We start from the raw sequence: 22,132 nt of genomic DNA, 5'->3' as shown, positions 1-22,132 counted from the left end.
ACTACCGCCATGACCACCATCTCCCCCGGCTGGTCCACCATTAGGGACAAATTTTTCACGGCGGAATGCAACCATGCCGTCCCCTCCTTTACCAGCTTTCACTGTAATTTTAACTTGATCTACAAACATTATTTTTAATCACCTTTCTCAGGTATCCTGGGTTATCTTAGATGTCATGACTTTTTAAATGAATTACAATCTCCGCCAACTATAGCAGTTTCTTCCCTTAAAATCAAAAACATCTCTACCAGAATATTTATTTTAAGCTTAACTTAATCGTTTGTGCGACTTTCTTAGAGATTCCTAATTTTTCTAAGTCGTCAAGCGAAGCATCACTAATTTTTTTGATCGATTTAAAATTTTTGAGTAACTTGATACGAGTTTTAGGTCCTACACCCTTGATCTGTTCTAACCTAGAGGATAGTGAATTTTTAGAGTGCACTTGTCGATGGAAAGTAATTGCGAAACGATGAACTTCATCTTGGATCCGCTGCAATAAATAAAAGCCTTCACTTTTTGGATCAAGTCCAATTTTTTCATCACTTTCGGTCATTAAATCAGCCGTTTTATGGTGATTATTTTTAACCATCCCAGCCACTGGAATATCTAACCCTAATTGATTACGTAACGTTTCACGCGCTGCATTGATCTGGACCACACCACCATCCATTAAGATCAAATCTGGCAGCTGTTCATGTTCCTTTAACAAACGACTATAACGCCGATAAATAACTTCTTGTGTGCTAGCAAATTCATCTGCATTAGTCACTGTCTTTAGTTTATACTTACGATATTCATTTTTATCTGGGCGTCCATCCAAAAAACTAACCATCGCAGAAACAGGATCTTGTCCTTGAATATGTGAGTGGTCAAAAGCTTCGATCCGATGGCCATGTGGTAACCCCAAAGCATCAGTGATCTCGTTCATTGCACCTACAGTTTTACGATCATCTAATTCTAATAACCTAAATTTTTCTTCTAAGACCAAACGTGCATTTTTTTGTGCCATATCTAAAAGGTCTCTTTTTTGACCTCTTTGAGGAGTGCGTACTGGTATTCCTAAAATTTGAGACAAAACATTATGTTCCATCTCTTTGGGAACTAAGATCTCCTTGGGTAAAAGTCGATTTTTTTGATTATAAAATTGCAAAACAAACGAAGCTAGTTCATTTTCTGGCGTATCAATACATGGAAAAAGCCGTTTTTCTCGTTTCATTAAGCGAGCCTGACGAATAAAGAAAACTTGTATCGAAAGCCATCCCTTATCCATATAAAAGGCAAATAAATCACGCGGTGTATTATCATTAGAAATAATTTTTTGCCTTTCAACTGTCACTTCAACATAGTGAATTTGATCCCTTAGTTCAGCTGCGCGTTCGTATTCCATATTTTTTGCAGCTGTTTGCATTTGAGTAGTTAATTTACGTTTGATGCCTGAAACATTACCCCTAAAAAAAGACTTGATCTTTTTGATCTGAGCATCATATTCACTTTGGGGGACATCTCTAAAACAGGCACCCAAACACTGTCCCATATGATAATACAAACACGGTCGTTTTTGATATCCATTACACCTTCTCAACGGATAAACTTTTTGAATCAACTGCATTGTTTCAGTTGCCGCATATACATTAGGATATGGCCCGAAATATGAACCACCATCGTTTTTAACTTGGCTTACAATTTTTAAAGTCGGATCCTTTTCATTAGTGATCTTGATATAAGGATAGCCCGTACCACGTTTCAATTTGATATTATAGTATGGTTTATGCTTCTGGATCAGAGTAATTTCCAATAAAAAAGCTTCCTTATCAGTTGAGGTCACGATCGTTTCAAAATCGCGGATCTCAAAAACTAACTTGGCAGTTTTTCCTTCATGAGCACTTTTAAAATATGAACGAACTCGATTTTTTAGGTTTTTTGCTTTACCAACATAAATAATTTTACTGTTGATATCTTTCATCAGGTAACAACCTGGCAGATCAGGCAACAATTTTAATTTGTTTTCAACATGCTGAGTTGCCATTAAAATGTTCCTTTCTTTATATCGTTGGTTAGATTATACCGCGTTCTATTGCTAATTCACAACTGTTCAAACCACAGTTTGACAAAAATATAAAATTTTTATTCTAAAAAACCATTTTCGCTCCTGACAAACACGAAAATGGTCATTTTTATTCTCTATCTATAGTACTTTTGACAAAAATTCTTGTCCTCTTTTTGTTTGCGGCTTTTCAAAAATTTCACTTGGTTTACCTGATTCTTGAATATAGCCATCAGCCATCAACCAGATACGGTCTGCGACCTCTCGTGCAAAGCCCATTTCATGAGTTACAACGACCATTGTCATACCAGAATTAGCCAAATCTTTCATAACTTCCAACACTTCCCCTACCATTTCAGGGTCAAGGGCTGATGTCGGTTCATCAAATAACATTACTTCTGGGTCCATTGCCAAAGCACGGACGATTGCGACCCGCTGCGATTGCCCCCCCGACAAACTAGCTGGGTACTGATCAGCTTTATCAGCAAGTCCGATCCGGTCTAATAACTCACGTGCTTTTTTTTCTGCTTCTTCTTGCGTTTGTCCCTTAACCTTCATAGGAGCAGCTATAATATTACCTAAAACAGTCATATTCGGGAATAAGTTAAAGTTTTGAAAAACCATCCCCATCTTTTGGCGCAAATTATTTAACTGTTTCTCTGAAATTTGCGTTAGATCTTGGCCTTCAAAAATAATCTTACCATCGGTCGGATGTTCTAACACATTTAAACACCGCAAAAAAGTACTTTTTCCTGCACCGGAAGGCCCGACCACACAAACAACCTCTCCTTTTGAAACTGTTTCATTTATGTCAGTTAAAATTTCATTCTTGCCAAAAGACTTTTTTAAATTCTGGATCTGTAACAGTTCACTCATTATATTTCCCCCATTTTTCAGCGCCAGATACTTAACTCAATAATTTCTGAGATATTTCCTGCTAATTATTATTTCAGTTTATTTATGCAATATAATACAAATATAATTCATAATCAAGCCCTTTTATGTATATAGTTCAAAATATATGATATTTTATTCATTGTACACTATTATTATCGCAGTTAGTGTTAGCATTTATCTCAATTAACTGCTTTTGCGCTTTCCTATACGAATTATTTGAAAAAAAACTTAGAAACTGCTATGCTTAGTTCTAAATTTAGACTTGATCACAAAACAGATTACTCTGTCAAGGTGTGTCTGGTAAACATCTTATGAATGAAAGGAATGTATGTAAGTGGGTTTAAAAATCAATCGTCAATCTGACTTAGATGAACTATTTAGTAAGTTCGCAGTTGAACCTAATAAAACTCCACGAAAAGAAGAACTATCTAAAGGTACAGATGAAAAAGCTAAAGACAAAAAGAAAGATGCTAAAAAATAGGAGTGAGACAAAAGATGTTTTAAAGCCAATTTATAACGATGATCTTTATTTTAGTTCGCAGCGAAGCGAAGAACAAGAATAGCGCAACCGTTGTTACAGTATAGCTTTAGTCTTTTGTGACACACTTAAGGGCTGTCAGTTTAACCAATTAAATGGTTAGATAGACAGCCCTTTTTATTATTCAAAATTTTATTCAGTAGGTGAATATCCATGTGGGTAACGTTTATTCAAAGTTACAATATTATCCTGAGCCACTTCATCAAATGGGATATCTGCCCACTGTGCGATCTGTGAAAGATACCATAAAACATCACCCATCTCATGAATCATATCTTGCCGATCAAGTTTTTTACCTTTAAAAGTATAATCTTTGATCAAATCGACTAGTTGACCACTTTCTCCAGACAATCCCAAGGCACAGTTAGTCAAGACTTGTTCGTTGCCATAAAGGGTCCGATTAGCTTTTTCTTGATAATCATTAAACTCCATAAAATTTCCCGTCCTTTATATATCAACCATTTTAAGGTCGATTAAAAAATAAGTATCCAGTGAACAAATTATTGTCCCATGTGTTCGATCCAATTCCAAACTTTATCTTTACCAGTCTTATCTAAAGCAGAAAACAACACTAAATCATCATTTTCACCAAGTTGCAAAGTTTTCTTGATCAAACTATAAGACTGATTTCTTTTACTCTTTTTAACTTTGTCGACTTTCGTTCCAACTACCAGCACCGGTAAATCATAATAATGAAGTAAATTGACCATTTGCTGATCTAATTTGGTTGGAGCATGTCTAGCATCAACTAAAGAAACTACTCCGCGTAATTGGTCACGAGATGACAGATAAGTCTCTATCATTGCGCCCCATTTATCTCGCTCCTTTTGTGAAACCTTAGCATACCCATATCCGGGAACATCAACAAAGTAAAGCATTGACTCAATATCATAAAAATTTAAGGTCTGAGTTTTTCCCGGTTGACTAGATGTACGCGCAAAACTTTTGCGATTTATCAAAGCATTGATCAATGATGATTTTCCGACATTTGAACGACCTGCAAAAGCTATCTCAGGATACCCCCCAGTCGGATATTGACTTGGGCTGACTGCACTAATAGTCAGATCAACATTATGAACCTGCATAAAATGTATGCCTCTCTTTCTGAATTAATTCTAATTTTACCATACTCTAGAAAATTCCACAGTGCCTATTTAGCAAACATTAATTACCAATATGAGATCTTCTCTTCAAAACAAAAAAGCATCCAGGATCGCTGTGACCCTCAGATGCTTCATTAAATCGCTTTGAGGGCCATGGTCCCTCCGTACGATTACTTGTTATTTTCATTGATAATTACTTAACGTTGATAACCTCTTTATCACCGTAGTAACCACAACTTGAACATACATGGTGAGCTTGTCTTAATTCACCACAATTTGGACATGCTGTCATGCCAGGAACTTGCAGCTTGTAATTAGTACGACGAAGTCTCTTTTTTGTCTTAGAAGTTCTTCTTGCTGGTACAGCCATTTTACAAGCACCTCCTTTTCTGAATTTAAAATATTCAACAAAAAGAATTGTAACCTTAACACATCATTTTTGCAACTACTCTTTCGAATCGTCAAAAAAATGTGCTAATTTTTCCATTCTTGGATCAATTTTCTGATCACTATCTTCTCGTTGTTTACTTAACTGATCTTCAGACAAGACCTGCCAATCACGACCTGCTAAAGCTGAATCGGTAGCGCTCTTTTCTGAATCAGTTAAAACCTGCATGGGAATCTGTAACAAAATATTATCAGTTATGACTTTTTCCAAATCAAGCAAATCATTATCCAAAACTAAAACAAGATCTTGCTTCGAAAACTCTGAAAAATCGGTCCTGCTTGCTTCGACATAATTTTCATTGATCAAAAAAGAAAGCTTGAGCTCAGCTGGTCTTAACGACCTAGTCGAAGGTAAAGTAACCCTTGTCTTGACTTGCAGCTGACTATAAGCTCCAAGCCGATCTGCACCAATAACGCCTTTAACAGCAACCGGAGCAACCGACAAAATATCGTTTCGACGTGCCTTTAAATTCTTTTCTAAATCAAATGTTTCATTGATTTGGAGCGGTTCATCACCGAGCTGCTGCAGTTGTTTATACGACCACTTCATGCTATTTTCCTCCAATGCAACAAGTTTGATTATACCGTGCTTAAAAATCTTTGTCAACGTATTTTCCTTGACACCCCATTAAAGTACTATCGGGGCACGTTTTAGATCCTGTTCACGCCCATTAAAAAGCTGATAAATCTTACCAGCACGATAATCAACTGCCAGTTGACCTTTTTTGTCTTCTTGTGAAATGCGTGAATAAATCGGGAGCGAACAATTTTTTTTGATACGCGACAATTGTTTTTGCCCATGAAGATCAAATCCTAATAGACGAATGTATGGATGTTGGTTATATGCGTTAACTTCTTCCTTTGAAATATTTAGCAAAATCGCCACCGCTAACCGTGATAAATGAGTATAAGTAAAACGCTTAGTTTTAACTTCTTTGACCCACTCATCGAATTTAAGGTTTATCGGTGATCGTTGAGTTAGATCTTGGATCCGGTATTCTATACCTTCAGTCATACCATATACTTGTCTTAATTCACTTAGACCACTACTCAAGATCTGATAACGTAATAATGGCCAAAAGTCAGTCCAAGAAAGAAATGGTCCTGCGAGCAGATCATCCAGTGAGCTCTGTGGCAAATACGGTGCAAGCTGTTGCTGACTAGCAGGAACTTCTAAAAAATTCTTGCGAATAGCCGAAGCACTGGCAATATTTTTTCCTTGGTGTAAAGACTGATCATGATATGAAGTTTCTATTCGCTGGATCGGATAAAGTGCTACTGGCTCACCTAAGCGATAATTTGCTTTAGCATAGGCCAAACCCAATAAATCATTTGGCTGATCTACAGGATGTCCTATTGCCTGTGTAACAGCCTTTTGAAAAGACTGTGCATAAGATTCATTATACTTATGAAACTCACCATGGACTTGCGCCACTTTGCGAGCAAAATCTTTAAAATCATACGTACTATGTTCTGCACCAAAAACTAGCTTATTGACTCCAAGAGCAACCAGTAATGAAATAGCACCTTCTGCAAATCGATCAGCTGGTTGTACACAGGCTAATACCGGCAATTCGATCACTAAGTCAGCACCATTTATAAGAGACTGACGGGCGCGTGTCCATTTATCTAAACAAGCAGGTTCACCTCGTTGTAAAAAATTGCCACTCATTGCGACAATGATTACATCATCAGGAAATGAGTGCCTGATTTGTTGTAGCTGATACAAATGCCCATTATGAAAAGGGTTATACTCAGCAACCACTCCCACAACACCTGACATACTCATCTCTCCTTGCATTTTTGCTTCAATTATTTAGTGCAACTAAAAAACCAGCGCACTGAATTTTCTTTGACTGAACTTTGTCCAAAATCAGCGCTAACATCAATTCGATCGAAGCCAGCTTTTTTTAATAACTTAACATAAACATCCAATGGATAAGTCCGTTCATAATGATATTCACTCAACCTTTGATAACTTCCTGTTTCTTGTTCCTTTACAAAAAAAGTTAGTTCATGTTCAACCGCGTGTTCAACATCTGTCGGATAAGAATGCCACAAAAAAGCTTCATTTTCATCCTGATAATTATACATATAATCAGGAAACACTTCATCAACTTGATACAAACTATGAACATCGAATAAAAAATGACCCGAGCTTATTAGATGAGCGTAAACTTGTTCAAATACCAACTGTAATTCGGACTCGTCTGCTAAATAGCATAAAGAATCCAATGTACTAACTACTGCATTATACTTACCTAAAGCGCGTAAATCAGTCATATCACCTTGATATAGTGGTATAAAAGATTCGTTTCCAATCATTTTTTCACTTGCTAAGCTCAGCATCTCTTCAGAAAGATCAAGACCTTCCATTTGATAACCAGCTTGTTTTAGTAACAAAGTTAACGCAGCTGAGCCACATCCAAGATCCAAGACTGGTCCTCCGTCAAGACAAACGCGCTGTTTAAAATACTGGACCCATCGATGATACATTTCTGGATTCATCAGTTCATCATACAATTCAGCAAAGGTAGTATAGATCATTACTCTTTGACCCAGTCAGTTAAATCAACTTTTTTGGCGTCTGCCCACAATTTCTCTAAATTATAAAACTCGCGCGTTTCTTTCTGGAAAACATGTACGACAATGTCGCCTAGATCCAGTAAGATCCAACTTGAGCCACCCTTGCCTTCGACATTTTGTACGTCATAACCGGCCTTTTCCACCTGTTCTTCAACATTTTCTGCAATTGCTTGAACTTGACGTTGTGAACTAGCATCCATAATGACGAAATAATCAGCCAACAAGCTAACACCTTCAACGTCCAAAGCAGTAATATCTTCTGCGCGTTTATTATCAGCTGCTTCTACAATAATTTGTAATAATTCTTTACTATCCATTGATAATCTCCTTTAAGATATCCTTTTAAAATCAGCTTTTTATTGACCAGCGACCCAAGCATTGTATGTCAAAATCGCAGTAGGGTAAATAGTTTTATTAGAACTCATCAAATACTGCAATGTATGCTTAGTTTCAAACGAAACAGCCGCTTTTAAATCAGCATACGCTAGACTCCTGGCGATCTGGGCATCTGGAAAATCACGTCCATCTTCAACGAAATCAGCAACGTATATGATTTGATCAAGTTTAGTCATTTCAGGCGCACCGACCGTATGACGAGCGATCGCATTCAGGATCTCGGGGTCAGTGATCTTTAATTCATTAGAAACAATTTTTGCACCCACAACTCCATGCCAAATGAAGTTTCCCCAATTTAATAAATCAGGATCCAATGAATACTTTTTAATGGTTTCTTTAAACTCACTGTCACTGCGCTCTTTAGAATAATCATGTGTTAACGCTGCAATACTGGCTTTCTCTATTGATACATCATTTAATTCAGCTAACTTTATCGCAGCTTTTTCGACGCGTAAAACATGTTCAAAACGAGATCGACCTAAACTTTTTTTCACAGCCGTGATCAACTCTTGCCGTGTGCCAGAAAAATATTTCCCAAAATATTCAAGTTCTTTCACGATATAAGCCTTCCTTTTTGATATATTCTGCAACTAGATCTGGTACTAAATACTTGATCGAACATCCTTGTTTGACCTTAGAACGGATCAGTGTCGAACTAATATCGATCGTGGGAACATCGACCCATAAAATTGGATATTGACTTTGCATTTTGGCACCCGTTCGTTTAACACCCACAAATTTAACCATTTTTGCTAGTTGTTCGATTTTATTCCATTTTGGTAAATACTCAACCATATCTCCGCCCAAAATAAAATAATAATCTGCCTCTGGATGTCTTTGCTTCAGTTCTTTGACCGTATCATAAGTGTAACTAACACCACCACGATCAATTTCCATCGTGTTCAGTTCAAAATTTTCGTTATCAGCGATCCCCAGCCGAACCATATTAACACGGTCTTTTGCTGAAATAGTTTCTTTATGATCCACGTGCGGCGGTAAATTATCCGGCAAAAACACCACTTTATCCAACCCTAATTGACTAGCAACCTGTTCAGCCACGACTAAGTGACCATTATGAATCGGATTAAACGTTCCTCCCATTAAACCGACCCGTTTTCGTTGTGAGCCAAACATTACTTCTGGCGTCACTTTAACTCTAGGGATCTCCACTGTACTCATTTCCAACCTACAGACCTCCCAAACTAAATAGCTTCAACTTCAGTTGAGAGAACACGGTTATCTTTATCGCTTGATTTTTTATACAAAACAAGAACATGTCCAATTTTTTGAACGACCTGAATCGAACTATTACTCTCAACAAATTCAATAACTTCATCTTCATCCACTAATGAATTTTGTAAGATCGAAACTTTTAATAATTCACGTTTTTCAATGGCCGCATTCACATTTTTCAACCAATTTTCACTTAGGCCATCCTTTCCAATTTGGAAAAGTGGTCGTAAGTTATGCGCCTGGCTTCTTAAAAAACGTTTTTGTTTTCCACGTAATGCCATTAACTCACTCCTCTTTTTTTAGATCTTCTTGACGAAATTTCTACAGTAAAATTTTAAAATATTATTAAATCATTGCTTTCCTACGTAAAACTCCCACACCTTTTGGTGCATATCCGGCAACGATCGTACCTTCTTTGACGGTCACCCAACCTAAGCCTTCAAAAACAATATCACTTTTTTCTCTGATCTTAAACTCAAAGCGCTCTAACGGTGGAAATTGTTCTAACTCTTTAGTTGTCGGCGGTTGTAACAATCCACCCTGATGACGAGAAAAGAGATCATCGGCTTTTTCTAATTTAGTCCGGTGGATCTGCAAGTTATTTTCCATATAGACAGTAACCCCGTTGCGCTGTGCCGGGCCAGCTATCAAATCAAAACGAGCTAAACCACCAAAAAACAATGTTTGTCCACTAGCTAGTTGATAAACCTTAGGACGAACTTCCTTTTGCGGTGTTGCTAAGCGTAGTTCTTTAGCCGACAAATAATGAGCCATTTGATCTTTATGAATGATTCCTGGTGTATCAACGATCATTTTCCCATCGTCCAACGGGATCTCGATTTTGTCTAAAGTCGTTCCTGGAAAGCGTGATGTCGTGATCAGATCTTGCATACCAGTACTATTTTTGATGATTTGATTGATCAGAGTTGATTTTCCGACATTAGTAACACCGACTACATAGACATCACGGCCTTTTCGATATTTTTCGATCGCTTTTAACAGATCTTTTAATGCATGTTGTTTAGTCGCACTAGTCATAATGACATCGACCGGATGGATACCTTCGGCGTTAGCTCGTTGACGTACCCAGTCTTTAAGCTTTGATCGTTTTAAAGAACGTGGTAATAGATCCTCTTTATTAGCTACCATTAAAACTGGATTATTTCCAACAAAACGGTGGATCCCGGGGATCAGTGAACCATTAAAATCAAAAACATCGACCACGTTCACGATCAAAGCATCAGCACTACCAATTTGATTGAGCAATGCCAAAAAATCGTCATCAGTTAACGAAACATCGCTTACTTCATTATAATGACGTAAGCGAAAACAACGTTGACAATATAATCCTTCGCTTTCAAGGCCCTTTTTTATTGCGGATTCTGGCGTATATCCTGGTTGAGTTGGATCATCAGACTGAATCTTGGCACCACAACCTATACAATATAATTCTTCGTTATTTTCATCCATTCAATGAATGCCCCCATGTTCTTTTTAAATATCCTTTTTTCAACAAGCGACGTTTCACAGATTTTTCAACCGTTCGATTAAACTTAGTATTCCAAGCATCTGTTTGAATCAACGGTTTTACTAAAATACTCTTGATATGCGCATTATTAGCTGCAGCAACATCAGTCAATAACTGATCCCCCACTAAAACTATCTGAGAGGAACTAACTTTGTACTCTCGCTTTGCAATGTTGATCCCACGAGTCAGTGGTTTTAAGGCACGCGAGATAAAAGGCAACTGTAGCTCTTCTAAAGCTCGTGCTGCCCGTTTAGCACTATTATTAGTGACCACAACAACTGGTATACCTGCTTCATCCATCGTCGCCAACCATTCACGTAACTGTGGCGTACCATTCGGATTATTCCAAGCAATCAAAGTATTGTCTAAATCAGTTAAGATCAACTGAATATTTTTTTCATGAATTTCCGCTGGTGTTAAATTATAAATCGACTCTAACATCCAAGTTGGCCTAAAATCTGCAAGCATGTGTTAACTCTCCTATTTTCTAAATAACTTAATTATAAATTAAATTAGTGATCTTTAGCAAAAATTAGGTCAAATAATTGACCCGCATTTTTAATTACACGTGTTTAACAATAAAAATTGATCTCGCTTATACCTTGCTTAAAGGTCCCATCTCACTAGACAAGTAGATACTTCCTATCACAACAGCTATAGCAACTGCAGCAAAGCCATACGATTTACACGCTTAATATGTAAAAAAAGCTGAAGCAAAACTTTTGTTTTGTCTCAGCTCATGTTATCTAAAAAGATTATTTTGCTAAAGCTTCTTTAGCTTGATCAACCACTGCAGTGAAACCTTCAGGGTCGTTAATAGCTAAATCAGCAAGCATCTTGCGGTTTACATCGACTTCAGCAACCTTCAAACCATGCATCAATTTACTATAGCTAATGTCATTTGTACGAGCTGCCGCATTAATACGTGCGATCCACAACTTACGGAAGTTGGATTTGTTCTTCTTACGATCGCGGAAAGCATATTGCTGGCCTTTCATAATTTGTTGCTTAGCTACCTTAAATTGGGTGTGTTTTGATCCACGGTAACCTTTAGCTAATTTTAACATTTTTTTACGACGTTGACGCGTAACTGTGCCGCCTTTAACACGTGACATTTAAATTCCTCCTTATTAATCATCCAAGTTAATTCTTGGACCATCCCCCATTCAAATGAGGGCGAATAAAACTTTTTAGTAATTACTAAAAAGTTTTTTGCATGTAAATTCCAAAAAAACAAATGATTATTTCATTTGCGATATCATTTGCTTGATACGCTTCATATCTGTTGAATCTACCATGCCTGCCTTAGATAATTGACGGCGTTGTTTCTTAGTCTTGCCGTGGAAACGGTGAGATGTGAAAGCATGTGCACGTTTCAAACCACCGTTTGCAGTTTTCTTAAAGCGCTTTGTAGATGCGCGATGTGTTTTTTGTTTTGGCATAATTCAATTTCCTCCTAAATTAACAGCCTATTTTTCGGCTAATGGTGCTAGCATTAAGAACATGCTACGACCATCCATTTTTGGTTTTGATTGAACAGAAGCAACATCTTCTGTTTCTGCTGCAAAATTATTCAAGACTTCACGGCCGATATCTTTATGCGTGATCGCACGTCCTCTAAAACGAATAGATACTTTCACCTTATCGCCCTTACCTAAGAACTTACGCGCATTCTTGACCTTAGTATTAAAGTCGTTCGTATCGATCGTTGGACTTAAACGAACTTCTTTAACATTAATGACTTTTTGTTTCTTACGAGCTTCACGTTGTTTCTTTTGTAGCTCGAAACGATATTTACCGTAATCCATGATCTTAGCAACCGGTGGCTTAGCCTTCGGTGCAACTAAAACTAAATCTAATTCTGCTTGTTCAGCCAAAGCTAAAGCAGCTTTCTTAGACTTAACTCCAAGTTGGCTACCATCTTTACCGATCAAGCGAACTTCGCGTGCACGGATACCATCATTAACGATCTTGTCTACTGCTATGGTATTTCACCTCCAAAAAATTCAGAAGAGTAAGCAGAAAAAAAGTGGGTGTTTCTACACACCCACTACTCCCCACATCACAGTGAGGCTATTTCGTAATTCTGCCCGAGGACCACTATCCCCTAGGCGAGAAGCGGGTGCTTCTGCTTTTTTCTCAACTACATCATGATATCAATTATCCCATAGTTTGTCAACTAACTTTTACGACTATATGTTTCAATATCATGGTTTAACATTGATACAAAATCATCAAATAACATCGTTTCGGTTTCTTTTTCACCATATTTTCTGACCGTAACTGTTTGATCAGCAACTTCTTGATCACCTAATACTAATGTATATGGAACTTTATTGACCTGAGCTTGACGGATCTTGTAACCCATTTTTTCATTGCGATCGTCAATATCTAAACGGATATGATGTGCTACCAAACGGCTTTTTAGCTGTTTTGCATAATCTAAATGCAATTCATTTTTAACAGGGATAATTTCAACTTGTTTTGGTGCAAGCCATGTCGGGAAAGCTCCCTTGTACATTTCTGTTAAATAAGCTGTAAATCTTTCCATAGTTGAAATTACACCACGATGGATCATAACTGGACGATGTTCTTCACCATCAGCACCCACATACTTCAAATCAAAACGTTCTGGTAATAAGAAGTCTAACTGGATCGTTGATAATGTTTCTTCGCCACCCAGAGCTGTTTGCGTTTGAACATCAAGTTTTGGACCATAGAAAGCAGCTTCACCTTCCGCTTCATAATAATCCAAGCCCATGTCATCCATGGCTGCTTTCAGCATCTTTTGCGATTTATCCCACATTTCGTCATCATCAAAATACTTTTCAGTATTTTGTGGGTCACGGTAACTCAAACGAAAACGATAATCATGGATATCAAAATCATTATAAACATCGATCATTAAATCCAAGATCTTCTTAAATTCTTCTTCGATTTGATCTGGAGCAACAAAAGTATGTCCATCGTTCAAAGTCATTTCACGTACACGTTGAAGGCCAGTTAAAGCACCAGATTTTTCATAACGATGCATCATGCCCAATTCAGCTAAACGCAAAGGTAATTCACGGTAAGAGCGCTTATGATGTTGATAGATTTGAACATGTGAAGGACAGTTCATTGGACGCAATTCCAAGAATTCACCATCACCCATGTCCATTGGCGGGAACATATCGTCTCGGTAATGATCCCAGTGACCTGATTGTTTATACAAATCAACATTTGCTAAAACGGGTGTATAAACATGCTCATAACCTGCAGCCAATTCCTTATCGATGATGTAACGTTCTAATGTCCGTCTGATCGTAGCGCCATTTGGCATCCAATATGGCAAACCAGCACCAACCTTAGGATCAACGAAGAATATGTCCAATTGATTGCCGATCACACGATGATCACGTTCATGTGCTTCTTGTCTTCTAGCCAATTCAGCATCTAGATCTTTTTGTTTGTAAAATGCAGTCCCATAGACCCGCTGCAACATTGGATTGCTTGAAGCACCCTTCCAATAAGCGCCGGCAACTGACAAAAGTTTAAAGACCTTGATCTTACCAGTTGATGGCAAAACTGGTCCGAATGCAAGTGATATGAAGTCACCTAAACGGTAAACAGCAACTTGTCCATCTTGAGAAAATTCATTGACTAATTCTTTTTGATATGGGTCATTTCCAGCATTTTGAACAGCTTCTTCTTGGCTGATCGAAGTGAATTCGATCTCATCGTTTGCCATAATAATTTGGTTCATAGCAGCTGTTAATTCATCGAAATCTGTTTTTGCAACTTGTGTTTGTTCAGGCTTTTCAGTGTCTAAGTAAAAACCATGTTCGTCGACACGTACTTCACCGAAATTCATTTCTGGATACTTGTCTGCTAATGCTTTGTTTAAAACTAAAGCAGCAGTTTGCCATAAAACACTAATTCCTTCATCCGAATCTTTAGTTACGATCTCAATCGAACCATCCTGTTTTAATTCCTGGCGCAGATCAACTGCCAAGTCATTGAACTTACCTGCAACAGCTTTTTTACCCAAACTAATACTGATCGAATCAGCAACATCTTTAACAGTTACTCCACTGTCAAACTGCTTAACAGTACCATCTGGAAAAGTAAGGTTAATTTGTGACATAATTTTTCCTCCTAAATTTTGTATAAAAAAAGCGTCCCTGCCGTTAACTAACGACAGGGACGCTTTTGACGTGGTTCCACCCATAATTTAAACCTACGCACAGCATAGATTCCTTCTTCAAGGTCGTTAACAGAAACCATCCGGCCTAACTTTTCATTAGGCTTTTCATGAAAGTGGTAAACCGTTAAAATGAGAAGCTTTCAGTCACGACTTCTCTCCCTGAAAATGGGTCCATGTCTTTCATACAATTTACATATATTAAAACACTAAAGTCTTCAACTAACAAGAGTTTTTGTGAATTATTTTAATTTCTTCTATTACGGCCAACCACATGATAGTCATTTGCTAAAAAACGGATCCGCTCCATAATACGTTTAGCTTTTAATGGTTCGGCCTCGCCTCTACTATTAACTGTCAAATATTCTTCTTCTAATTGCTTTAAAGAAAGGTTAGAACTAAAGAAAGTCGGCAACTCCTCTTGCATTCGATATTGTAAGATCACACCTAAAACATCATCTCGAAACCAACTACTCATCTGATCAGCACCAATATCATCTAACATTAGTATTGGTGCTTTCTTAATAGCGTCGATCAATTCACCCGTTGAGTTACTACTGATCGAACTTTTCATTTTAACAGCAAATGAAGGGAAATGAACCAAGGTCGTACTAAAGCCCTTTTCAGCTAAAGCATTAGCTAAAGCTCCTAACAAATAGGTCTTGCCCACACCAAAACTTCCTTCCAAATATAAGCCCTTATGAAATTCGCGCGGGGACTGCTGAAATTCCTGAAAAAAGCGCAAAGCAGCATCCAAGATCTCTTCTCTACCATCTGGAGTATAGTCTGACAGATCCGCATTACGGATTGATTTTGGCAAGCTGATCACCTTAACACGGTCTTTGACCTCTTTTTGTTTTTGTCTAGCTATATATTCTTTAGTTGGCGTATATGTCACTTCAATATGATGATTACTAAGCGTCAAATAAGGGTAGTAACCTGGCATAAAAGTTTTTTCTCCAGCGGCCAACTTATTTTTAAAATTGACATATTCGTATAGCTTACTTGCACTTCTGATAATATCATCTTTAGTTAAATCAGCCTGATGTTCATTCAAAAATGCTTTAACATCAGGATCTTTTTCAGCAGCATTGATCAATTGTTGATATTTCGGACCCAAATGTCTATCTTGTAACTGTTCTGACAAAATTTTACTAAGACTTTCCATATTCTCACCCCATTTCTGTTAAATAGTAGCTAGTTATCTTTCTTGATTTCAGCCAAACGCCGTTTGATCTCGGCTTGCAAGTCCGCTTTTTTAGTCGTCTGTTCCTGTGTACTTTTAGGTGCTTTATAGTCTGCTTGGGCCCAATCAGGTAGCTGTTCTTTTTGAACAACTGGACGTTTTTTCCGGTAACGTGAGCTTTTAGAGTTAGCGTAGCTCTTTCTCTTTTCAGACCCTTCTTGTACTACTTTACGTACTTCTGTCATTGCTTGTTGAGCAGTTTTAACTCCATTTTTAGACCAAGTAGCAGCCGTTTTTTCAAAATAGTTTTGATTCATACTAGCATTGCCACGGTCGCTCAAAATATAATGGATCAAAACATTAATGACCTCATTTGGTAAAATACGTTGCGAAACTACATTTGAAACCATGTACTTTTCAGAACTAGTCAGCAACGAACCCGTTTCATCTTTAATTGCTTGCAAAAATTCCATTGGCGACAAAGTCCGACAATACTCTATCAGTGCTGCATCTGCTGAACTAGTCGGCTGATTATCAGTAACAGTATTCATTTGCCCATCGTTTTTTTGACTTTGTTCTGACGACTTTTTATTTGCCTTTAACTGATAATCAAAAGAATTATGAGCTAACATTTTGAAATAATCGATGTTGAGTTTATTAGTATTGATATCAACTGCTTCTTCTAATAAATGCACTAATTGCATTTCATCTAAGCCGTATAACAGATGGATCGTTAAAATAGCATCCATATTCTTGAATGCCTCTTTTTCAGGGACAAAAGATCTTTCCAGCAACTGTCGGAAAAATTTTAGGTCCAAATCTGTTTCATTTTTATCGATCAATTGTTCTTGACGTTTATCCAATGGTTGAACTGTCTTTGAAGCCGCATTTTTCATTAGCGTGCTTTGCTGGATCGGAAAGACATCTAAAAATGATTTAGTAACTTCAACACAATCGTCGACCTTAAATTTTGGCGGACAATATTTTTCTTTTAACTTACGAAAAGCCCCTTGCCCAACTGTTTCTAATAATAAGGTACTCAGTAGATCATCATCAAAAAAATTTTTGCCAACTAAGGGACGTAAAATGAAATATAAAGACAATTTACCTAGACGGTCACTTTTTTCAAATGTCCGTAATAAGCCTAATGCCTCCAATTTTTCTCTGGCGTCCAAAAAATCCCTCATGCCTATAGATAACCCCAATAAAAGTTCTTTATTCATCGAACGTTTGACTAAATTAGGATGAGGCTTACCAAAGCGACTTAACAGCGCATAAACGCCATATGCATTTGCGCCCATGATCGGCACATATAAATCTAATAATCCTTGTAACTGTGTATCACTTGGCGCGCTTTCTTGAACCACCACGAAACCATCTTTAGGGGAAATGTTTTTCAAATTATCAGCTGCCATAATTTCCCCCTCTTAAATAATCACTAATTTGAATCATTTTCATTATTATCGTTAGCAACACTATCTTGATCACGGCCCATTAATTCATTCAATTCATTCACAAAGGATCCCATATCTTTAAATTCACGATAAACACTCGCGAACCGGATATAGGCTACGTCATCAACATCAACTAATTCATCCATGACATACTTGCCAATCAATTGCGTAGAAACTTCGGTACCACCTAAAGCACGAACTTTACTCTCGACATCATCTACAATACTGGTGATCTTGTCCATACCGACTGGCCTTTTTTCCGCTGCTCGCATGATACCCCTTAATATTTTGTCACGATCAAATTCCTCTCGGTTTCCGTCCTTCTTAATTACTAATAGCGGAGTAACTTCGATCCGTTCAAACGTTGTAAAACGGTAGCCGCAATTTTCACATTCTCGCCGCCGCCGGATCGCATGACCATTATCTGCCGGCCTGCTATCAACTACGCGTGAACTGTTATGATGACAATGTGGACACATCATGATTTCCACCTCATTATAGTCAAATTATCTGTTTCTAAATTATCTTCTTACTAGTCTATACTCAAAATGATTTTACCATAAAAGCTACTTCAAAAAAACATTTCTTACGCAATGAGCCATAGCTGAACTAGTTTTTTCGTCTATCGCCATTTATTTTTTATACCTGTCAAAATTTCTGCAAATTTGTTTTTAAAAATATAATTGCCAATTATTTTGCTAATTGTTGACAGTTAGGACAAAAATGTGTACCACGTTGTCCGACAACTATTTTTTCCAAGGGTGTTTGACATCGTGGGCAAGGTTCCCCTTTTTTGCCATAAACATTTAATTCATTTTGAAATGAACCAATTTGCGCGTTGACACCAGAAAATGTGAAAATAGTTGTTCCGTGGGCTTTGATCGCACGATTTAACTCCAAAATAATATTATCATGCATTTCTTTGGCTTGCTGATAAGTAATATCGAAACACTTAGTTTCAGGATGAATCTTAGTCATCCATAAAACTTCATCAACGTAGATATTCCCTAATCCTGCTACGATCGTTTGATCGAGTAAAGCTGTTTTGATAACTTTCTTTTTCTTTTGTAACTCTTGGTAAAAATCATCTATCAAGAAGGTTTCTGGCGTAGGTTCAGGTCCTAATTTTTGTAAAGAAGAAAGCTGAACTTCTGTCCCCGTCTTAACTATTTGCATCCGACCAAATTTACGTACGTCATTATACCTTAACTGCATTCCATCTACTAAATCAAAAACAACGTGTGTATGCTTATCTAGTGGTTCATTATTTTCTTTAACAGAATATTTTCCTTCCATTCTTAAATGAGACACCATAGTTAAGCCATCAGACAAACGAAAAAGCAAATATTTTCCGCGACGGTCGATTTCTTTAAAAGTCCGCCCTGTCATCTCTTTAACAAAAGTTTGTGTATCTCCTTGAATAATTTTGGGATAGATCAATGTAACTTTAGTAATTTTTTTGTCAGTAATAAGCGCACTCAATCCGCGTCTCACTGTTTCAACTTCTGGTAATTCAGGCATTTTTTCCTCCAACGTATCTAATGTTTTTACACAAAAAAGTTTTTCTTATTTTATATACTATCATTTTTAATAGAAAACCATGAGTCCGAACAACGATCGTTCAGTCTCATGGTTATTTTAACATATTGTCTACAATTTAAACTGTAGACTGTCTTTTATTTTGCGTTAAACCACGTTTTTCCATGGGCACACTCAACTTTTAACGGCACATTCAAGTCGACTGCTGAATCCATCACATTTTTAACCAAGTCTTCAAATTCTTTTAATTCCTCATTAGGAACTTCAAATATCAACTCGTCATGTACTTGAAGCAGCATTTTAGTTTTCATTTTCTTTTCAGCTAATTTTTTATCCATATTGATCATAGCCACTTTTATAATATCGGCAGCACTACCCTGAATTGGACTATTCATCGCCGTCCGTTCCGCAAATGAACGAACATTATAATTCTTATGCTTAATATCTGGCAAATAGCGACGTCGATGGAAAATAGTTTCTACAAAGCCTTCTTCACGTGCATGTGACACGATATCATCCATATATTTCTTGACTCCAGGGAATTTTTCAAAATAGGTATCAATGAATTTTTTGGCTTGTTTTCGTGTAATTCCAATATTTTGTGATAGACCATAATCACTGATCCCATAAACGATCCCAAAATTGACGGCTTTAGCCTGGCGTCTAATATTAGGCGTCACTTCATCTTCACTATCTAGTCCAAAAATTTGCATAGCGGTATTCGCGTGAATATCCCTGTCAGATTTAAATGCCTCTTGCATATGTTCATCCCCGGAAATATGAGCTAAAACACGCAATTCAATTTGAGAATAATCAGCGGAAAAAATTTGCCAGCCTGGATGACTTGGGACAAAGGCTTGCCTGATCTTACGCCCTTCTTCCAAACGAACTGGGATATTTTGCAAATTAGGATCGACTGAAGACAAACGACCAGTTGCTGTCAAAGTTTGCGTATAGCGGGTGTGGACCTTCTGATCTTTATCAAAGACTACTTTTAATAAACCCTCGATATAAGTCGACTGCAATTTAGAGATTTGACGATAGACCAAGATATTGTCCACTATAGGTGACATTCCACGTAACTTCTCTAAAACACTCACGGCAGTAGAATAACCTGTTTTAGTTTTTTTGATCACTGGTAATTCAAGTTTTTCAAATAGAATATGTCCTAATTGTTTAGGTGAGTTGATGTTAAATTCTTCGCCTGCCTCATTAAAGATCTCTTGTTTTACTTGAGCTAAACGTTCTTTGAACTCACTTTGCATTTGTTCCAAACGGTCAGTATCAACTGTTATTCCCGCAATTTCCATTTTAGCTAAAACTAATGCTAAAGGAAGTTCCATTTCATCATATAGATCTTGCTGTTGATTATCTTTCAGCTCTGCAAAAAGCTGTGATTTCAAATCCGCGATCGCAGCGGCTTTATGACTCAAATGTGCAAACAATTTCTTGTCGTCGCTTGGGATCTCACGTTTAGCGCCCTTGCCATAAAATTGTTCATCTGTTTTAACTTGGTCAAAACCATGTAAGCCTGCCAGTTCACCTAAATCATCACTATTTTCCGTATTATTCAACAAATAAGAAACAAGCAAAAGATCAAAATCGACCGCTGTCATTTCAAGGCCTAAACGGTTCAAACCAACAAAAGTTCTTTTACTATCAAAAACATCCATTTTAATTTTTGGATCAGTTAAGATTTGTTTTAGCGGTTCTTCTTTCAGTAACTGCACATCTCTAGCTCCAAAATACTGGCCATCAATTTTCAGTACAAAACCAATAAAAGGTGCGCTGTGGTAATTTTTACCATCGATTTCCAAATAAAAAGCAACCGGACCTTTAGGAGCAGCTGGCACTTTTTTTAACTGACTTTCATCCAATAAAGTGATCTCAATTTCATTAAATTTTTTTGTTGCGTCAGGATCTTCACCAGTTAACTCTTTCAAAAAGCTCTTAAAATCGAGCTCTTCATAAAAACTACGTAGCTTTGTTTCATTAAGCTCTTGACGTTTGGTATCTTCTAGGCCAAGAGTTAGCGGAGCATCAGTTTTGATCGTGGCTAGATCTTTACACAAAAATGCGGTGTCTTTGTCTTCGATCAGATGTTCCTTCATCTTAGACTGTTTCATGTCATCAATATGTTCATAAACACCTTCAACGCTATCATATTTTTTCAATAGTTTGATAGCTGTCTTTTCACCAACTTTAGTAACACCAGGGTAATTATCAGAGTTATCTCCGGCTAATCCCTTCATATCAATGATCTGTCGTGGCACCAAACCATATTTTTCCTGCACATGTGCTGGTGTATATTCTTCAACTTCACTAAAACCTTTTTGTGTTACCGAAACTGTTGTTTGATCAGTGGTCAACTGCGTTAGATCACGGTCACCAGTCACTACAACTACCCGATAGCCCTTTGCTTCCCCCTGACGGGATAAGGTGCCAATAATATCATCAGCTTCATAATCAGCCAATTCATAATCTTTGATCCCATATGCTGCTAGCAGCTTTCTGACGTAGGGAAGTTGTTCACTTAATTCTCCCGGTGTCTTCGCCCGACCAGCCTTATAATCAGAATATTTTTTTGTCCTAAAAGTTGTTTTACCCGCATCAAAAGCCACTAAAACGTTTGTCGGAGAATACTTTTTTAAAATATTATCAAGGATCTTTTTGAAAACATAGACTGCATTAGTGTGTAAACCATCGTGATTAGTAAAACTGCCAACATTTTGTAGTGCAAAAAATGCACGAAAGGCCACACTGTTGCCATCAACCAATAAAAGTGTATTTTCTTGTTTCGTCATTATCTTCTCCTCTAGTTTATTATTGCCATCTTTATTCTACCAAAAAAAACTAGCCCTTCGAAACAGACTAACTTAATTTTCAACAAAATTCATAAAATAGCCTAAAGGTTGAAAGCACAAAAACAGACCGCAACCCTTGATATTACCTATTTGTGGTAACAAATATTAGTATTTTTCTTTTTTACGCACTACCA

24 protein-coding genes, 1 pseudogene and 1 other annotated feature are annotated in these 22,132 nt (G+C 37.3%); of the genes and pseudogenes, 1 reads left to right on the top strand and 24 read right to left on the bottom strand.

Features of this window, described 5'->3' with window-relative positions:
• The 3 genes and pseudogenes from obgE to LACPOB_RS0106415 all read right to left on the bottom strand — a co-directional run.
• Positions 1-129: pseudogene (gene obgE / locus LACPOB_RS13070) on the bottom strand (GTPase ObgE); the annotation flags it as partial.
• Positions 130-256: 127 nt separating this feature from the next.
• Positions 257-2,026 carry an excinuclease ABC subunit UvrC gene (gene uvrC / locus LACPOB_RS0106420; protein WP_017868005.1) on the bottom strand — a complete coding sequence of 590 codons (1,770 nt, stop codon included), beginning with the start codon at positions 2,024-2,026 and terminating at the stop codon, positions 257-259.
• A gap of 159 nt (positions 2,027-2,185) precedes the next feature.
• Positions 2,186-2,920 (bottom strand): amino acid ABC transporter ATP-binding protein, encoded by a 735-nt coding sequence (locus tag LACPOB_RS0106415; RefSeq protein WP_017868004.1) that lies wholly within the window; start codon positions 2,918-2,920, stop codon positions 2,186-2,188.
• Positions 2,921-3,275: 355 nt separating this feature from the next.
• Between LACPOB_RS0106415 and LACPOB_RS12815 the strand changes: the two genes are divergently transcribed.
• On the top strand, positions 3,276-3,422 hold the full coding sequence (locus LACPOB_RS12815) for an SPJ_0845 family protein (protein ID WP_017868003.1): 147 nt from the start codon (positions 3,276-3,278) through the stop codon (positions 3,420-3,422).
• A 189-nt stretch (positions 3,423-3,611) separates the two neighbouring features.
• Here the strand turns inward: LACPOB_RS12815 and LACPOB_RS0106405 are convergent, their stop codons facing one another.
• From LACPOB_RS0106405 to polA, 21 genes are all read right to left on the bottom strand, one after another.
• Positions 3,612-3,911 (bottom strand): nucleoside triphosphate pyrophosphohydrolase family protein, encoded by a 300-nt coding sequence (locus LACPOB_RS0106405; RefSeq protein ID WP_017868002.1) that lies wholly within the window; start codon positions 3,909-3,911, stop codon positions 3,612-3,614.
• Positions 3,912-3,979: 68 nt separating this feature from the next.
• Positions 3,980-4,564: a ribosome biogenesis GTP-binding protein YihA/YsxC gene (yihA, locus tag LACPOB_RS0106400; RefSeq protein ID WP_017868001.1), complete on the bottom strand. Its 585-nt coding sequence runs from the start codon at positions 4,562-4,564 to the stop codon at positions 3,980-3,982.
• 211 nt (positions 4,565-4,775) lie between these two features.
• Positions 4,776-4,952, bottom strand: a complete 177-nt coding sequence (gene rpmF / locus LACPOB_RS0106395; RefSeq protein ID WP_017868000.1) for a 50S ribosomal protein L32 — start codon at positions 4,950-4,952, stop codon at positions 4,776-4,778.
• 75 nt (positions 4,953-5,027) lie between these two features.
• Positions 5,028-5,579 carry a DUF177 domain-containing protein gene (locus tag LACPOB_RS0106390; RefSeq protein ID WP_017867999.1) on the bottom strand — a complete coding sequence of 184 codons (552 nt, stop codon included), beginning with the start codon at positions 5,577-5,579 and terminating at the stop codon, positions 5,028-5,030.
• A gap of 78 nt (positions 5,580-5,657) precedes the next feature.
• Positions 5,658-6,812 (bottom strand): nucleotidyltransferase, encoded by a 1,155-nt coding sequence (locus LACPOB_RS0106385; protein ID WP_017867998.1) that lies wholly within the window; start codon positions 6,810-6,812, stop codon positions 5,658-5,660.
• A gap of 29 nt (positions 6,813-6,841) precedes the next feature.
• Positions 6,842-7,576: a class I SAM-dependent DNA methyltransferase gene (locus LACPOB_RS0106380; protein WP_017867997.1), complete on the bottom strand. Its 735-nt coding sequence runs from the start codon at positions 7,574-7,576 to the stop codon at positions 6,842-6,844.
• Complete coding sequence (gene rsfS / locus LACPOB_RS0106375; RefSeq protein WP_017867996.1) at positions 7,576-7,932, bottom strand: ribosome silencing factor; 357 nt, start codon at positions 7,930-7,932, stop codon at positions 7,576-7,578. The genes LACPOB_RS0106380 and rsfS overlap by 1 nt, the downstream gene beginning before the upstream one ends.
• Positions 7,933-7,971: 39 nt before the next feature.
• Positions 7,972-8,568, bottom strand: coding sequence for a bis(5'-nucleosyl)-tetraphosphatase (symmetrical) YqeK (gene yqeK / locus LACPOB_RS0106370; protein ID WP_017867995.1), 597 nt, complete (start codon positions 8,566-8,568; stop codon positions 7,972-7,974).
• Positions 8,555-9,190 (bottom strand): nicotinate-nucleotide adenylyltransferase, encoded by a 636-nt coding sequence (locus tag LACPOB_RS0106365; protein WP_040532948.1) that lies wholly within the window; start codon positions 9,188-9,190, stop codon positions 8,555-8,557. Before LACPOB_RS0106365 ends, yqeK begins: the two co-directional genes overlap by 14 nt.
• 23 nt (positions 9,191-9,213) lie before the next feature.
• The gene (gene yhbY / locus LACPOB_RS0106360; RefSeq protein ID WP_017867993.1) at positions 9,214-9,525 is read right to left on the bottom strand and encodes a ribosome assembly RNA-binding protein YhbY; all 312 of its coding nucleotides are present in this window, start codon (positions 9,523-9,525) and stop codon (positions 9,214-9,216) included.
• 64 nt (positions 9,526-9,589) lie between these two features.
• Positions 9,590-10,714 (bottom strand): ribosome biogenesis GTPase YqeH, encoded by a 1,125-nt coding sequence (gene yqeH, locus LACPOB_RS0106355; RefSeq protein ID WP_017867992.1) that lies wholly within the window; start codon positions 10,712-10,714, stop codon positions 9,590-9,592.
• The gene (locus LACPOB_RS0106350; RefSeq protein WP_017867991.1) at positions 10,707-11,240 is read right to left on the bottom strand and encodes a YqeG family HAD IIIA-type phosphatase; all 534 of its coding nucleotides are present in this window, start codon (positions 11,238-11,240) and stop codon (positions 10,707-10,709) included. Before LACPOB_RS0106350 ends, yqeH begins: the two co-directional genes overlap by 8 nt.
• Before the next feature lie 287 nt (positions 11,241-11,527).
• Positions 11,528-11,887: a 50S ribosomal protein L20 gene (gene rplT, locus LACPOB_RS0106345; RefSeq protein ID WP_017867990.1), complete on the bottom strand. Its 360-nt coding sequence runs from the start codon at positions 11,885-11,887 to the stop codon at positions 11,528-11,530.
• Between the two features lie 126 nt (positions 11,888-12,013).
• Positions 12,014-12,214 (bottom strand): 50S ribosomal protein L35, encoded by a 201-nt coding sequence (gene rpmI, locus LACPOB_RS0106340; protein ID WP_017867989.1) that lies wholly within the window; start codon positions 12,212-12,214, stop codon positions 12,014-12,016.
• Positions 12,215-12,241: 27 nt separating this feature from the next.
• Positions 12,242-12,742 (bottom strand): translation initiation factor IF-3, encoded by a 501-nt coding sequence (gene infC, locus LACPOB_RS0106335; protein ID WP_026142775.1) that lies wholly within the window; start codon positions 12,740-12,742, stop codon positions 12,242-12,244.
• Positions 12,743-12,787: 45 nt separating this feature from the next.
• Positions 12,788-12,912 (bottom strand) — a sequence feature (ribosomal protein L20 leader region).
• A gap of 39 nt (positions 12,913-12,951) precedes the next feature.
• On the bottom strand, positions 12,952-14,898 hold the full coding sequence (gene thrS / locus LACPOB_RS0106330) for a threonine--tRNA ligase (RefSeq protein ID WP_017867987.1): 1,947 nt from the start codon (positions 14,896-14,898) through the stop codon (positions 12,952-12,954).
• Between the two features lie 304 nt (positions 14,899-15,202).
• A complete protein-coding gene (gene dnaI / locus LACPOB_RS0106325; protein WP_017867986.1) occupies positions 15,203-16,123 on the bottom strand; it encodes a primosomal protein DnaI in 921 nt (306 codons plus the stop codon).
• Between the two features lie 29 nt (positions 16,124-16,152).
• Positions 16,153-17,556 (bottom strand): DnaD domain protein, encoded by a 1,404-nt coding sequence (locus LACPOB_RS0106320; RefSeq protein WP_017867985.1) that lies wholly within the window; start codon positions 17,554-17,556, stop codon positions 16,153-16,155.
• Between the two features lie 23 nt (positions 17,557-17,579).
• Entirely contained in the window at positions 17,580-18,077 is a 498-nt protein-coding gene (gene nrdR, locus LACPOB_RS0106315; RefSeq protein ID WP_026142774.1) for a transcriptional regulator NrdR, read from the bottom strand.
• Between the two features lie 208 nt (positions 18,078-18,285).
• Positions 18,286-19,116 carry a DNA-formamidopyrimidine glycosylase gene (gene mutM / locus LACPOB_RS0106310; RefSeq protein WP_017867983.1) on the bottom strand — a complete coding sequence of 277 codons (831 nt, stop codon included), beginning with the start codon at positions 19,114-19,116 and terminating at the stop codon, positions 18,286-18,288.
• A gap of 155 nt (positions 19,117-19,271) precedes the next feature.
• Entirely contained in the window at positions 19,272-21,938 is a 2,667-nt protein-coding gene (gene polA / locus LACPOB_RS0106305; RefSeq protein ID WP_017867982.1) for a DNA polymerase I, read from the bottom strand.
• Positions 21,939-22,132: the final 194 nt, after the last annotated feature.

Source organism: Ligilactobacillus pobuzihii E100301 = KCTC 13174 (assembly GCF_000349725.1).
In the GTDB taxonomy this organism is placed as follows: Bacteria; Bacillota; Bacilli; order Lactobacillales; family Lactobacillaceae; genus Ligilactobacillus; species Ligilactobacillus pobuzihii.
Note: the sequence above shows the minus strand (reverse complement) of the source record. Positions and strands in the feature narration are given on the sequence as shown.

Bases quoted from the DNA above. Each gene is read 5' to 3' on its own strand.
- polA (WP_017867982.1), bottom strand. From the start codon at position 21,938: ATGACGAAACAAGAAAATACACTTTTATTGGTTGATGGCAACAGTGTG.
- thrS (WP_017867987.1), bottom strand. From the start codon at position 14,898: ATGTCACAAATTAACCTTACTTTTCCAGATGGTACTGTTAAGCAGTTT.
- LACPOB_RS0106390 (WP_017867999.1), bottom strand. From the start codon at position 5,579: ATGAAGTGGTCGTATAAACAACTGCAGCAGCTCGGTGATGAACCGCTC.
- rpmF (WP_017868000.1), bottom strand. From the start codon at position 4,952: ATGGCTGTACCAGCAAGAAGAACTTCTAAGACAAAAAAGAGACTTCGT.
- rplT (WP_017867990.1), bottom strand. From the start codon at position 11,887: ATGTCACGTGTTAAAGGCGGCACAGTTACGCGTCAACGTCGTAAAAAA.
- LACPOB_RS0106350 (WP_017867991.1), bottom strand. From the start codon at position 11,240: ATGCTTGCAGATTTTAGGCCAACTTGGATGTTAGAGTCGATTTATAAT.
- yhbY (WP_017867993.1), bottom strand. From the start codon at position 9,525: ATGGCATTACGTGGAAAACAAAAACGTTTTTTAAGAAGCCAGGCGCAT.
- mutM (WP_017867983.1), bottom strand. From the start codon at position 19,116: ATGCCTGAATTACCAGAAGTTGAAACAGTGAGACGCGGATTGAGTGCG.
- rsfS (WP_017867996.1), bottom strand. From the start codon at position 7,932: ATGGATAGTAAAGAATTATTACAAATTATTGTAGAAGCAGCTGATAAT.
- LACPOB_RS0106385 (WP_017867998.1), bottom strand. From the start codon at position 6,812: ATGTCAGGTGTTGTGGGAGTGGTTGCTGAGTATAACCCTTTTCATAAT.
- rpmI (WP_017867989.1), bottom strand. From the start codon at position 12,214: ATGCCAAAACAAAAAACACATCGCGCATCTACAAAGCGCTTTAAGAAA.
- LACPOB_RS0106415 (WP_017868004.1), bottom strand. From the start codon at position 2,920: ATGAGTGAACTGTTACAGATCCAGAATTTAAAAAAGTCTTTTGGCAAG.
- yqeH (WP_017867992.1), bottom strand. From the start codon at position 10,714: ATGGATGAAAATAACGAAGAATTATATTGTATAGGTTGTGGTGCCAAG.
- LACPOB_RS0106320 (WP_017867985.1), bottom strand. From the start codon at position 17,556: ATGGCAGCTGATAATTTGAAAAACATTTCCCCTAAAGATGGTTTCGTG.
- yihA (WP_017868001.1), bottom strand. From the start codon at position 4,564: ATGCAGGTTCATAATGTTGATCTGACTATTAGTGCAGTCAGCCCAAGT.
- LACPOB_RS0106380 (WP_017867997.1), bottom strand. From the start codon at position 7,576: ATGATCTATACTACCTTTGCTGAATTGTATGATGAACTGATGAATCCA.
- nrdR (WP_026142774.1), bottom strand. From the start codon at position 18,077: ATGATGTGTCCACATTGTCATCATAACAGTTCACGCGTAGTTGATAGC.
- LACPOB_RS0106365 (WP_040532948.1), bottom strand. From the start codon at position 9,190: ATGAGTACAGTGGAGATCCCTAGAGTTAAAGTGACGCCAGAAGTAATG.
- uvrC (WP_017868005.1), bottom strand. From the start codon at position 2,026: ATGGCAACTCAGCATGTTGAAAACAAATTAAAATTGTTGCCTGATCTG.
- dnaI (WP_017867986.1), bottom strand. From the start codon at position 16,123: ATGGAAAGTCTTAGTAAAATTTTGTCAGAACAGTTACAAGATAGACAT.
- LACPOB_RS0106405 (WP_017868002.1), bottom strand. From the start codon at position 3,911: ATGGAGTTTAATGATTATCAAGAAAAAGCTAATCGGACCCTTTATGGC.